At 60.8% G+C, this 12,544-nt stretch carries 9 protein-coding genes; all 9 read left to right on the forward strand.

Annotated elements, in window-relative coordinates; translation table 11 throughout:
* The first annotated feature begins 10 nt into the window (after window positions 1-10).
* The 9 genes from QMN23_RS03390 (at window position 11) to QMN23_RS03430 (ending at window position 12,518) form a co-directional block, all read left to right on the forward strand.
* Window positions 11-1,003 (forward strand): cytochrome c3 family protein, encoded by a 993-nt coding sequence (locus tag QMN23_RS03390; RefSeq protein ID WP_282001769.1) that lies wholly within the window; start codon window positions 11-13, stop codon window positions 1,001-1,003.
* A gap of 76 nt (window positions 1,004-1,079) precedes the next feature.
* Complete coding sequence (locus tag QMN23_RS03395; RefSeq protein WP_282001770.1) at window positions 1,080-2,168, forward strand: 6-bladed beta-propeller; 1,089 nt, start codon at window positions 1,080-1,082, stop codon at window positions 2,166-2,168.
* Window positions 2,169-2,600: 432 nt separating this feature from the next.
* The gene (locus tag QMN23_RS03400) at window positions 2,601-3,320 is read left to right on the forward strand and encodes a cytochrome c3 family protein (RefSeq protein ID WP_282001771.1); all 720 of its coding nucleotides are present in this window, start codon (window positions 2,601-2,603) and stop codon (window positions 3,318-3,320) included.
* 281 nt (window positions 3,321-3,601) lie between these two features.
* On the forward strand, window positions 3,602-5,848 hold the full coding sequence (locus QMN23_RS03405) for a hypothetical protein (protein WP_282001772.1): 2,247 nt from the start codon (window positions 3,602-3,604) through the stop codon (window positions 5,846-5,848).
* An 85-nt stretch (window positions 5,849-5,933) separates the two neighbouring features.
* Window positions 5,934-6,935 carry a glycosyltransferase family 2 protein gene (locus QMN23_RS03410; protein WP_282001773.1) on the forward strand — a complete coding sequence of 334 codons (1,002 nt, stop codon included), beginning with the start codon at window positions 5,934-5,936 and terminating at the stop codon, window positions 6,933-6,935.
* Window positions 6,932-8,431, forward strand: coding sequence for a hypothetical protein (locus tag QMN23_RS03415; protein ID WP_282001774.1), 1,500 nt, complete (start codon window positions 6,932-6,934; stop codon window positions 8,429-8,431). Before QMN23_RS03410 ends, QMN23_RS03415 begins: the two co-directional genes overlap by 4 nt.
* A gap of 4 nt (window positions 8,432-8,435) precedes the next feature.
* Window positions 8,436-9,383, forward strand: a complete 948-nt coding sequence (locus QMN23_RS03420) for a glycosyltransferase family 2 protein (RefSeq protein WP_282001775.1) — start codon at window positions 8,436-8,438, stop codon at window positions 9,381-9,383.
* Window positions 9,384-9,437: 54 nt separating this feature from the next.
* Window positions 9,438-10,622 (forward strand): glycosyltransferase family 4 protein, encoded by a 1,185-nt coding sequence (locus tag QMN23_RS03425; RefSeq protein ID WP_282001776.1) that lies wholly within the window; start codon window positions 9,438-9,440, stop codon window positions 10,620-10,622.
* A gap of 6 nt (window positions 10,623-10,628) precedes the next feature.
* Window positions 10,629-12,518 carry a tetratricopeptide repeat protein gene (locus QMN23_RS03430; protein ID WP_282001777.1) on the forward strand — a complete coding sequence of 630 codons (1,890 nt, stop codon included), beginning with the start codon at window positions 10,629-10,631 and terminating at the stop codon, window positions 12,516-12,518.
* Window positions 12,519-12,544: the final 26 nt, after the last annotated feature.

Raw genomic sequence — 12,544 nt, forward strand, 5'->3', positions numbered from 1 at the left:
AGGAGGCACAATGTCCCGAATGGGGATAACCGCGGCACTCTTTCTGCTGCTGAATTGGTGGATCCCGGGGGCGATGGCGGCGGTGACGTTCGTTTCGCCGGCGCCAAACACCTGGGTTGCCCGGTCGAATTACCTAATCGTCAAGCTAAACAACCCGGAGATCACGGCAGTGAAGATCGACGTGAATGGCTTGCCGGGCGATCTGATGCAGGTTTCGTCGCCCGAATACCGCAAGGCGTTCCAGGATATCCTGATCGTACAGCCTGTCTGGGACCGCGGCCGAAACAACGTTGTGCTCGAGGCGTATGCCGGGAAGGAGCGCCTGGAAGTGGCTCAGGCAGCCTTTTATTATGCGCCGAAAGGCGAGCAGGCGACAATTCCCCCCGAATATGCGGCCAACGTGTTTCACACCCCGGACCATGAACAGCGGTGTGCCGGCTGCCATAATATGGAACCGACGCCGACCCAGCTGCTGAGCACCCAGGAGAAAGAGAACCCCTGCGCCGGCTGCCATCGCAAAATCCTTGACGCAAAATATATTCACGGCCCGGCCGGAACCTATTCCTGTACGTACTGTCATAAGGAGAATGCCAAGCCCAAGTACGCCGTGCTCAAGCGCGATGCGGCACTGTGCAACGAGTGCCACGAAGAGAAAGCCGCCGAGTTCAAGAAGAAGAAATACGTCCATGGACCGGTGGCTGGCGGGATGTGCGAAGTCTGCCATGATCCCCATGGTAGCCCGTATTATGCTCAACTCAAGGCGCCGATCAACGAACTGTGCCTGTCATGTCACGAATCAATCAAAAAAGCGCCGCACGTGGTGCGGACGACTACCGGCCAAGGCCACCCGGTAAGTGGGTTCAAAGATCCGTCGGCTCCGAAGACCGGGCGGGAAATGTCCTGCATCTCCTGCCATAATCCCCATGGCAATGATGTCCGGTATTTCTTCCAGAACAATGCCGAAGACCGCATGCAGCTTTGCCAGATGTGTCATAACAAGTAGGCCGGCAGAAACCGGCGCAAATAGTGAGTCCTCGCCTTTGGGCGGTGGAGTGGTTGTTCAGCCAAGGAGTGTGTCGATGGAAAAGTTCAAGCAGCTAGGTAAATTCGTTGCAATCGTCGGGATGGCCGTTTTTTTTGCAGGTTGCGCCGCGCAGCAGCCGCAAACAGCCCGGCGGTTTTTCTGGCCGCCCCTGCCCGAGCGGCCGCGGATCGAGTGGCTGAAAGCATATTACAGCCAGCAGGATTTTCCCAAATCCGGTTTCAGCAAGTTTCTGCAGGCGATTGCCGGTGAGGAGGATGCGTTCAGTTTCAACAAGCCGCTCGATATCAAGTCGAACGGCAAGGGAAAAGTGTATGTAACCGATGCCGGCCTGCAGGGCGTTGTCGTCTATGACATGGTAAAGCATGATGTCCATATGCTCGGTAGGGACGAAGCTGCTGGCATGTTCCGACAAGTGGTCGGGGTAACGGTCGACGATGTCGACAATATCTATGTTTCTGACGCGGAAAAAAATCTGGTGCTGGTCTTCACCCCTGACGAAAAGCCATTGCGGACCATCGATCTGGCGAATCATGTTGTCAAGGGCGGAGGGTTGGCTATCGATGTGAAGCGGCAGCGACTTTTCGTTGTCGATACCCGCGGGCACAAGATCGTCGTTTTCGATCTTGCCGGCAAATACCTGTTCAGCTTCGGCCAGCGGGGAGATGCTGACGGTTCGTTCAACTATCCGATCGACGTCGAAGTGAACGGTAAGGGGGAAGTTGTCGTTGCCGACTCGATGAACGCCCGGATCCAGATCTTCGACAGCGAGGGGAAATTCCTGCGGAAATTCGGCCGGCGGGGTGATGGACCCGGTGACTTCCAGATCATAAAGGCGGTGGCGATCGATTCCGACGACAACATCTATATTACGGATGGTAAGGGGCACAAGCTGGAAATTTACAGTACCAACGGTGATTATCTGCTTACCGTTGGCGGGCTCTATTCCGTTCTGCAGACCGGCAAGGAGGCCCCGGGCGGTTTCCTGATCCCCCAGGGGGTCGATATCGACCGCAATGACACGATCTATGTTGTCGATCAGTTGAATCGCCGCTTCCAGGTGTTTCAGTACATTTCCGACCGCTTTCTTCGCGAGCATCCGATTCCCGGGTACGAACAGAGATAGCCCTGCCTGTCTCCTTCCCCTGCCGCTCTGCTCCGGCAGGGGAAGGAGCGTTGTTGTGTCATCCTTCCTTCGCTCTTTTCCCCTTTCTCCATTCCTGCTGCCGTTTTTTCCGTCTTAATTGCGGCTACTCCGTTATATCGCTGAAAGTGGCTGGGTAACTCGCTTCAATTGCCAGCCTAAACTGTCAAAATTTGCAATATTTTAATTTGTCACGTTCAATAATATGACACTTGTGTCTGCTTGGTGTGAGACCTATTATTGTTATTGTGTTGCAATATTGGTATGTTAAGCGCTGTTGAGGGGCGTGGGAAAAGGCGGAAGGATGGTTTGTGCTAAAAATGGTATATTGCTTGCTAAAGCAAGCGTAATTGCGATGTGTATTTACCTGCGAGGAATGGATCGCGTTCTTATCGCCATGAAAGGAGAAGAAAGATGAAGAGAGTATTGTCCCTTGTTGCAGCGTTGGCCGTTTCGACCGTTGCAACCGCTGCCTTTGCGGCAGGCAGTTCCACGATTGCCGGTACCAAGCACAACCTGAGCCTCGGGAGTACGGCGAGTTACAAGGTTGGTGCGGGGGGGACCGGTCAGATTTGTATCTTCTGCCACACCCCGCACAATGCGGCCCAGAACGTTCCGCTCTGGAACCGTACCGCGAACGGAACTGCTGCTGGCGGCTTCACGCTGTATTCCTCGGTAACCATGGTCAACTCGAAGCATGCGACCGGTTTTACCACCGACAGCATTTCGCTCTTCTGCATGAGCTGTCATGACGGAAGCGCCTTGGGCGGAACGACGATGATCAAGAATCAGCCGGCCGACGGGACCTCTACCGACGTTTCACTGGGGGGGACCGGTGCCAGTGAGGGAATAGCAAGTGGGCGGGCTGCCAATCTGGGTACTGACCTGCGCAGCAGCCATCCGATCAACTTCCGGGTCCTGCAATCTGGAACCAGCAATGGCCTTGGGGATGTGACGGGCAATATCCTTAAAACTAGCACTGTCTCAGGCGGGTTCCCGCTCTTTGCTTCCGGCGGCCAGGACAAGTACCTGGAGTGCGGCAGCTGTCATGCTGTTCACGACAATACCAACATTCCCTTCCTGCGGACCACCAACGACGGCAGCAAGCTCTGTCTCGGCTGCCACGTCAAATAACGGATGTATCGCTGTATTGCGGTTGGGGCGGATTTTATCCGCCCCTTTTTTTTCGAGGCGCCGGGCGATTTGGCAGTCATAAACAGGTGAAATCGCTGGAATTGCCGAGGTGACGTGTCGTTGTTATGTGCTGCTATGGAAAGTATAGTAATAACGGTTGGTTAATGGCCTGTGTTGCGGCGGGTTGCTCCGTTGCCGAGGCGCAGATATTGCAGGTTTACGGACGAGCGTGCCGTCTCCTCGGCAATGTACCGTACTAAAGCAGAATTTATGGCCCTTTGATGAAACAACATCGGTTCCCGATCATATCCCTTTTGCTCCTGACGGCCTTCGTCACGGCGTTGCTGGGGCCACTGCCCGCGCAAGCAAGGATCAGTGGCGAGATTGACCTTGGCTACGTCAGCTACCAGGCCGACGAGCAGGGGCGGCGGGTTACCGATGCCCATTCGTTCCACCACCGGTATTCGCTCCTCTATTCAACTGACGGGCTGCTCTATGACGGCCGGGTCGGTGCCTACAATGTATCGGTCGGTTACGAGTGGGGGGCATTCGATACCAGAATCAAGCAATCGGACGACCGCGGCGGCGATCTCAACCCCTCAATCAGTGCCGGGCATCTGCTCTACAACGGGGAAGTTGTCCTCGATCCGGTTGAATTACCGCTGCGGATGAAGGCCTACAGCTACGATATGAACCGGATCGCCATGGATGAGGATACCGTGTCGGTCGGCAATACGACCATGATCCGGCCCGGCCTGATTACCGACCTTCTAGACGGGACCCATATCAACACCGGCGTCACAGTGCTATTCGGCGTCAAGAACGGCCTAACTAACGGTTATAATGCGATATTCCGCCATATCCCCCTGGTAATGGTCGACTATCGCGACGAGATCAACAAAGATACGCGGAGCGCCACCCCCCAGGATACCCGGCTGCGCCGGCTGGCCTTTGTTAGCCTCAACAAGCGCGACAACTGGTTTCACTATCGGACGAGCACCTACGACGATTATCTGAACCCCAACCAGTCGTACAAGGAGAGCCAGTTTCAACTGGGGACCATTGACCAGGCGCTCAGCCGGCGCTGGATCGATCTGACCAACTGGCTGAAGATCTCCACCGACGGCCAGTTTACCAAACACGCCACTCCCGATCCGACTACCACCTTCCAAGCCTACGAGTTCAACTTCTATGCCCTTGCCAACCGGCAAACCTGGGATGCCCGGACCTTCAGTTCACTGTCGCGAACGCTGGATCAGCAAGGGATTACCCTGGAGCGGACGATCCCGGTATACGCCAGTGGTGTCTGGGGCGCGGACATCGATTGGAAGGGGAGCCTCTATTCGCATGACAAACGCGTGCGGCAACCTGACAACACCCTGGTCGACACTTCTGATTTGAGCGGCATGCTTCGACTCGACATGCTGAAACGGTCGCCCTTTACCTTGGGGACGATCCTGAAAGCGGAACATGCCGACAATGACGGGGCGAAACTGATTTCGCTGGAGGGGGGACTCGAGAGCGCCAGCACTCGCCGGTTCTCCCGGGATTACACCCTCTATGGCAGCTACAATATCAAATACTTCAATACCTCCGACCGCAACCAGGACGATTCGTCGTACCTGAACCATAACGCGGTTGCCCGGCTGGCCTACGATCCTTCCACCACATATCGCCTGGAACTGGAAGAAAATGTTTCCGTCGGCAGCGGCACCAACCCGCAGGACTTCAGTAATTCGGCGATTGTCATCAACAGCGGCTTCAACGGTTACAACACCGGCTCGACCCTCGGGTCGATTTTCCAGCGCCGTGACAATACGATCAACAACTACGTCCGCTATGTGACGACCGCCAGCGCTTACTGGTCGCCGCTCCCCCGGACGCGGCTCTCCCTTACCCTGATCGAGGATATCCTGACTCAGCCCGGTGCCCCTGCCGATTACCTGACCACGATCCGCAATACCATCGATTACAGTATTGCCAACTTCCTGGTGCGGCTCCGGACCAGCTACAGTTTCCGGAATGTCGGTGGCGATACTCTCGACCTGCTTGAAAGCCAGGGGGCGGTCGAATATCGGCCGAATCGGAATCTGGAGGCTTCGCTCAACTATCTCTACAATGTCGGCAAGGTCGATCTCAAGACCGAGAGCAAATATATTGATCTTCGCCAGCGGCTTGCTTACAATTACTATACGTTCCACGGCCTTGAGCGGAAATTGCTGGAAGTGTCCCAAGAGTTCTCCTATACTCAGACAAAGAACTACGGTGAATTTACCACCACCCAGGATACGGCCACTCGACTGACCCTTGGCCTCCGCTACTTTCCTTTGAGCCGCCTGTTTATCGCCGGCAATGTTCGCTTTTCGCTGCTCGACCCGGGGGAAACACTGGAGCAGGTCTACAACGGAACGATCGGGATCACGTTCCAGAAGCTGCAGGCCACCTTGGATTACAGTTACGGTCGGCGTAACGATAGCGACAATCGGGTGGAAAAACGGCTTGCCGCCAATCTCCGGAAGTTCTTCTGATTCTGATCAACCCCGGATACCGGCGGGGATTTACACGTAATGGAGTGAAAAGCCGGGTTATCCCCGGTTTTTCTTTTGCCCAGCCATGACCGAATGTCCTACCGTCTCGATCATTATCCCGGTGAAACCGGGGGGGGAAGTCCTGTCGCTCACCAGGCTGCGGGAGGTTGACTACCCTGCCGACCGCCTGGAGGTTCTGGTGGCCGAAGGGTGCCGCCCGAGCCGGCAGCGCAATAGGGCGGCGGTCCAGGCTGCCGGCGAACTACTTTTTTTCCTCGATGATGATTCCCTCGTCTCGCCACTCTTTCTGCGCCACGCCGTCGAACATTTTGCCGATCCCCGGGTGGCGGTCGTCGGCGGGCCGTCCCTGACCCCGCTCACCGACTCGCCCCTCCAGCGTGCCATCGGTCTGGCCCTGGCTTCGCCATTCGGCGGTGGTGGGGCCCGCAACCGCTATCGGCGTGTCGGCGCGGCGCGACCGACCAGCGAGCGGGAGTTGATCCTCTGTAACCTGGCGTTCCGACGGCAGGTATTTATCGATCAGGGGGGGCTCGACGAGCGGCTCTACCCGAACGAGGAGAACGAGCTGCTGGATCGGCTGGCGGCGGCCGGCTGGCGGTTTATCCATGATCCGGAGCTGGCCGTCCGGCGGAGCCAGCGTCCCACCTGGCGCGCCTTCTGCCGGCAGTTCTTCGGCTACGGGCGCGGACGGGGCGAGCAGACCCGGATTGGCGGCATCCGGAGCTGGATCGATTTTGCCCCGGCGCTGCTGCTGCTCTACCTGCTGACTACCCCGGTGCTCTTCCGGCCGCTCTACCTGCTGCCCGCCGCCTGCTATCTCGGCCTGGTCCTGGCTGCCGCGCTGGCCGCTACGCTTCGGGCGCGACTGTCGGGGGCGTTCCCCCGGCTTTGCCTTCTCTTCCCGCTGCTCCACCTCTGTTACGGCGCGGGGATTATCAAAGGGGTGCTGTTGCCGCGTTTTGCGCGCGGTGGGGCAGGCGAGCCGGCGGTGTTGGTCCGGGCTGTCAAGGCGATGGGGGGGGCGTGGCCCGCTGATTGTGCCCCTCGGACAGGGGCCGCCCGATGAAGGGAACGCCTTTCACGCCCCGCTGGACAGCATTGCTGGTCTGCCTGGTGCTCACGCTGGCGGTCTACGGTAATACCTTCCGCAACCAGTGGACCTACGACGATCTGCCGGTGGTCGTCCAAAACCCCGATGCCCGCTCCCTCGACTCCTTCCTGCGCAACCAGGTGCCGGGGCGGCCCCTGCGGGAGCTGAGCTACCTGGTCGACCATACCCTGTTTGGCGACCAGCCGGCGGGGTATCGGATGCAACAGCTCGGCTGGCATGCGGCCAACGGTTTTCTGCTGGTGCTGCTCTGCCAGGCCGTCGGCCTGGAGTTCCCCTTTGCCTTGCTGGCCGGTGCGCTGTTTCTCGTCCATCCGCTGCAGGCCGAATCGGTAGCCAACGTGGCCCACCGCAAGGAGCTCCTGGCGCTCTTTTTCTGCCTTTCGGCGCTGCTCCTCTACCTGAAAGCGGTGGCGGCGGAGCGATCACGCCGCTGGTGGGGCGCGCTATGCTCCCTGGCTGCCTTCGGCTGCGCCCTGCTGGCCAACGAAACGGCCGTCACCTTGCCGCTGGCGGTGGTCCTGGCCGAGTGTCTGTTTGTTCCCCGGGAGCGCCGCCTGCTGCTGCGCCGGCCGCTGCTTTTGGCGATTGTTGCCGGTACGGTGGCAGCCCTGCTTGCCTATCATTACCGGGGGCTGGTTTCGCCCGCTCAACTGCTGACGGTTTATTCGAAGAACAATTTCAATGCCACCAGCGACTATCTGCCGCTGGTGTTCGGTTCCCTTACCGCGTTCGGTTTCTATCTGGAGAAGATCGTCCTGCCGCTCGGTCTGGCACCCGAGTATGTTTTTCACCTTTCCGCCAGCCCCTGGCAACCGTGGGCCTGGCTGGCCGGCGGCCTCCTGGTCGCGCTGATTTCGGCGATGGTCCTGCTCCGCCGGCGTTTGCCGCCGGTCGCCTTCGGGATCGGCTGGTTCCTGATCTTCTGGCTGCCGGTCTCCAACCTGGTGCCGGTGGCCTATCTGGCCGCGGATCGCTACATGTACCTCTGCCTTCCCGGCGTAGCGCTTGCCGGAGCGGCCCTCTGCGGTCAACTAAGGAAAAAATGGGCAAGTGCCGTTGCCGTCCCCCTTATCCTTGCATGGTCCCTGTTGACCGTGATACAAAACGGCTATTGGCGCAACGAACACACCCTGTGGCGCCACGCCGTGCGGGTCAATGCCGATTCCACCTGGGTACAGGGGGCGGCTGCCCAGAGCTATCTGGCGACCGGCGAGCTGGACGAGGCGCGCCGGCACGCCCGGGCCGCCCTGGCGCTCAGCTCTTACAACGTGGGGGCTTACCAGATTCTGGCCCGCGTTGAGGAACGGTGCGGCAACCTGGCGGCGGCGTTGCGCAATTACCAGCTGTTCGTGGCGCTTGGCCAGGTGGATTTCCCCGACGAAATGGCCGAGGCCGAACTGCACGTCCGGCTGCTCAAAGCCCGACTGAAACTGATGAAGGAGCAGAGGTGAACCGGTGGTCGATCTGAGCATAGTGGTGCCGATCTATAACGAAGAGGACAACGTTACCCCCCTCCATGACCGGGTGGTGGCAGCGCTTGGCGACAGCGGCCTCGATTACGAACTGATTCTCGTCGACGACGGCTCCAGCGATGGTACCTTTCCGCTCCTCCGGGAGCTGGCCGCCCGGGACCGGCGGGTGAAGGTGATCCGTTTCCGGCGCAATTTCGGCCAGACCGCGGCGATGGCCGCCGGCTTTGCCGCCGCCGCCGGCCGGGTGATCGTGCCGATGGATGGCGACCTGCAGAACGACCCGGCCGACATCCCGATGCTCTGCGCCAAGATCGACGAAGGGTACGACGTCGTTTCCGGCTGGCGGAAAAACCGCCAGGATACCTTTATCAATCGCCGCCTGCCGTCGATCATTGCCAATTCCCTGATTTCCCGGATGACCGGGGTGCATCTCCACGATTACGGCTGTACCCTCAAGGCGTATCGCCGGGAGGTCCTGGACGGCGTCAACCTTTACGGCGAAATGCATCGCTTCGTGCCGGCGCTGGCCTCCCAGGTCGGGGCGCGGGTGGCGGAGCTGCCGGTCCGGCATCATCCCCGGCTGCACGGTACCAGTAAGTACGGCATCTCCCGCACCACCCGGGTGGTGCTCGACCTGATGACCGTCAAGTTCCTCCTCACCTATTCCACCAAACCGATCCAGCTGTTCGGCAAGTGGGGGATCTACACGATCCTGGCCGGCGTCGTTTCGGGGGGGCTGACGCTCTACATGAAGCTTTTCGAAGGGGTCAGCATGAACCGCAATCCGCTCTTGATCCTGACCGCCTTCCTCCTCTTTGCCGGGGTGCAGTTCATCGCCCTCGGTCTGCTCGGCGAGGTCAATGCCCGCACCTATTACGAGGCCCAGGGGAAGCCGATCTATGCGGTTCGCGAACGGCTCAATCTCGACTAGCCGGATCCTTGTTCCGATGACAAACCTTGTGCCGACATTTTCCGTGAGTTGCCGATGAAAATCCTGATGCTCGCACCGACGCCGTTTTTTGCCGATCGGGGGTGTCACGTCCGGATCTACGAGGAGGCCCACGCCCTGACGAGCCGCGGCCACGAGGTGCGGATCGTCACCTATCACCTCGGCCGCGACATGCCGGGAATCGCCACCCGGCGGATCGTCCGCATCCCCTGGTACCGCAAACTCGCCGCCGGCCCCTCCTGGCACAAGCCGTACCTCGATCTCCTCCTTTTCTTCAAGGCCTGGCAGACGGCGTGCTCGTTCCGCCCGCAGCTGATCCATGCCCACCTGCACGAGGGGGCGTTCATCGGCCTGCTGCTGAAAAAGGTCCTTCAGCTGCCGCTTTTGTTCGACTGCCAGGGGAGCCTGACCATGGAGTTGGCCGATCACGGCTTCGCCCGTCCCGGCTCGCTCCTTTACCGCTGCTTCGCCGCCATCGAGCGGCGGATCAACCGGGCCGCCGATGCCATTGTCACCAGTTCCGGCGCCGGCCGGACGGACCTTCTGGAGCGATGGCAGGTCCCGGCCGACAAGGTGGCGGCGCTGATCGACGGGGTGGACACGGCGGTGTTCAAGCCGTACCCGCGGGCTGAGGTCCGGCAGCGACTGAAGGTCCCTGCCGCTGTCCCGCTGGTGGTCTATCTGGGGGTGCTCAACAGCTACCAGGGAATCGATACCCTGTTGGCGGCGATGGTGCTCTTGAAGGCGCGGGGGAGCAAGCTGCGCTTCCTGGTGATGGGCTTCCCGGAAGAGCGCTATCGGGAGCAGGCTCGGCTGCTCGGGGTCGATGACATGGTCACCTTCCCGGGGCGGATCGACTACGCCAAGGCGGCCGTTTATCTTTCCGCCGGCGACTTGGCGGTTTCTCCCAAGATTTCCCTCACCGAGGCCAACGGTAAGTTGTTCAACTACATGGCCTGCGGCCTGCCTACCGTTGCCTTCGATACGCCCGTCAATCGCGAGATCCTCGGCGAAACCGGTGTCTATGCACAATTCGGCGATGCCGGCGACCTGGCGAATCGGCTTGAGACGCTGGCGGCAAACGAAGGGGAACGGACCCGCCTGGCCGGTCTGGTCCGGGAAAAGGCCGAGCGGGAGCACTCTTGGCGGGCCCGCGGCGAGGTGCTCGAAGGCGTCTATCGCGATCTGTTGCGCCGCTGGGCGCGCCGGAGCCGCAGGTAGGCGCCGATGACGACCTGTTCATGGCAGGAACGCTGGCTGCCGTGGCTGCTCCTGCTGGCGGCGGCCTATCTCCTTTACGGTGGGACGTTCGCCAATCAGTGGACCTACGACGATACGCTGGTGATCGTCAACAACCCCGACATCCGTTCGCTGGCCAATTTCATCGAGAACCACAATCCGGGCCGGCCACTGCGGGAACTGACCTACCTCGTCGACTACCGGCTGTTCGGCCTCACCCCGGCCGGCTACCACCTGCAGAACATCGGCTGGCACGCCCTGAACGCCATCCTGCTGTTCCTGTTGGCCCTGCGCTGCGGCGGCGGCCGGGCGGTCGCCTGGGGGGCGGCGCTCTTGTTTCTCGTCCAACCGGTCAATGTCGAGGTGGTGGCGAACGTCTCCCACCGCAAGGACAGTCTTGCCCTGGCCTTTTGCCTGATGGCGCTTCTCTGCTATGGGCGGTTCCTCGATCGTCTCCCCCGACGCTGGCCCTGGCTGCTCGCGGCGGCCGGCGCGCTGGCCCTGGCGCTGTTTGCCAAGCAGAATGCCCTTGTTCTCCCGGCGGTGTTTCTCGCCTACGAGTTTGCCTTCGTGCCGCCGGAGCAGCAGCTGCTGGCGCGGCATCGCCGGTTGCTGACCACGGCTGCGCTGGCTGGCGTGGTGGCGCTCGCCGGCTGGTATATCCACCTGTTGACCGACCCCGGTTTCGCTGAAGAAGTCCGCCGGGCGATGATCAAGATGGAGAGCTACGGTGACTGGCGGCTGGCGGCCTATTTCCGGCTGGTGCTCAAGTCGTGGAGCTTTTCGCTCGGCAAATTTTTCCTGCCGCTCGACCTCTCTCCCGAATATACTTTTGCTGCTCCCGCCGGCTGGCTCGATCCGTGGATTGGCGCCACCTTCCTGGCAATCGGCAGCGCCGGCTGGCTCGGCTGGCGTTCGTTCCGTCGCCGGCCGCTGGTCTTTTTCGCCCTCGCCTGGACGGCGCTCTTCTGGCTTCCAACCTCGAACATTGCCGGCCATGTGGCCTATTTCGCTGCCGATCGCTACCTTTACGCGCCGGGGGCCGGCCTCTGTCTCCTGCTGGCGGCGCCGCTGGCTTGGCTGACCGGCAAACCGGCATTGCTCGCCCGGGGGGTGTTGGCCACCGTTCTGATTGCGCTCGTTCCGCTGACCTGGCAACAGAGCCGGGTCTGGCGGTCAACCCGGACCCTGTACCAACATGTCCTGCAGGTCAATCCCCGCTCGCTGGTCGGCCTTACCGGCCGGGCCACCGAGCTGCTGGAACGGGGTGAACCGGACCGGGCGCTGCCGCTCTTTCTCGAGGCGGTCCGCCGGGCGCCGACCGACGCCCAGGTGCTGACCAATATCGGCTATATCTACTACCTTCGCGGGGAGCCGGCGGTGGCCGTCGACTATTTCCAGCGGGCCATCCAGGCCAGGCCCGATTATGTCGAAGCTTACAACAATCTCGGCTCCGCCTACGATGACCTGGGCAAGGGGGCCGAAGCTTTTGCCGCGCTGCAGAAGGCCTTGCAGCTCAATCCCCATTACGAGAAGGTCTACACCAACCTCGGCATCCTCTACGAGCGGCGGGGGGATCTTGCCGCAGCCGAACGGATGCATCGCCGGGCGCTGGCCGAACTGCCGGAATACGGCGATGCCCACTACGATCTCGGGGTGATCCTCTTCCGGGAGGGTAAGCTGGCTGAAGCGGCCAGCGAATTTGTCACCGCGGTGCGGCTGCTGCGGGCCAATCCCGATCCGCTACTCAATCTGGGGATTACCCGGCTCAAGCTCGGCGACCGCGCGGGGGCCGTTGCCTTGCTGCCGGCGTTGACCGCGCTGGACCGTCAGGCTGCGGCGCGGTTGACGGCGGCGCTGGCGGAGGAGGGGCGGTAGCGGTCCGGACGGGGGCAAAGTGCCGA

It is taken from the genome of Geotalea uraniireducens (assembly GCF_027943965.1).
In the GTDB taxonomy this organism is placed as follows: Bacteria; Desulfobacterota; Desulfuromonadia; order Geobacterales; family Geobacteraceae; genus Geobacter; species Geobacter uraniireducens.

What these genes read in the sequence shown, in the direction of transcription:
- QMN23_RS03400 (WP_282001771.1), top strand. Translation starts at nt 2,601, where the DNA reads ATGAAGAGAGTATTGTCCCTTGTTGCAGCGTTGGCCGTTTCGACCGTT.
- QMN23_RS03410 (WP_282001773.1), top strand. Translation starts at nt 5,934, where the DNA reads ATGACCGAATGTCCTACCGTCTCGATCATTATCCCGGTGAAACCGGGG.
- QMN23_RS03390 (WP_282001769.1), top strand. Translation starts at nt 11, where the DNA reads ATGTCCCGAATGGGGATAACCGCGGCACTCTTTCTGCTGCTGAATTGG.
- QMN23_RS03415 (WP_282001774.1), top strand. Translation starts at nt 6,932, where the DNA reads ATGAAGGGAACGCCTTTCACGCCCCGCTGGACAGCATTGCTGGTCTGC.
- QMN23_RS03430 (WP_282001777.1), top strand. Translation starts at nt 10,629, where the DNA reads ATGACGACCTGTTCATGGCAGGAACGCTGGCTGCCGTGGCTGCTCCTG.
- QMN23_RS03395 (WP_282001770.1), top strand. Translation starts at nt 1,080, where the DNA reads ATGGAAAAGTTCAAGCAGCTAGGTAAATTCGTTGCAATCGTCGGGATG.
- QMN23_RS03425 (WP_282001776.1), top strand. Translation starts at nt 9,438, where the DNA reads ATGAAAATCCTGATGCTCGCACCGACGCCGTTTTTTGCCGATCGGGGG.
- QMN23_RS03405 (WP_282001772.1), top strand. Translation starts at nt 3,602, where the DNA reads ATGAAACAACATCGGTTCCCGATCATATCCCTTTTGCTCCTGACGGCC.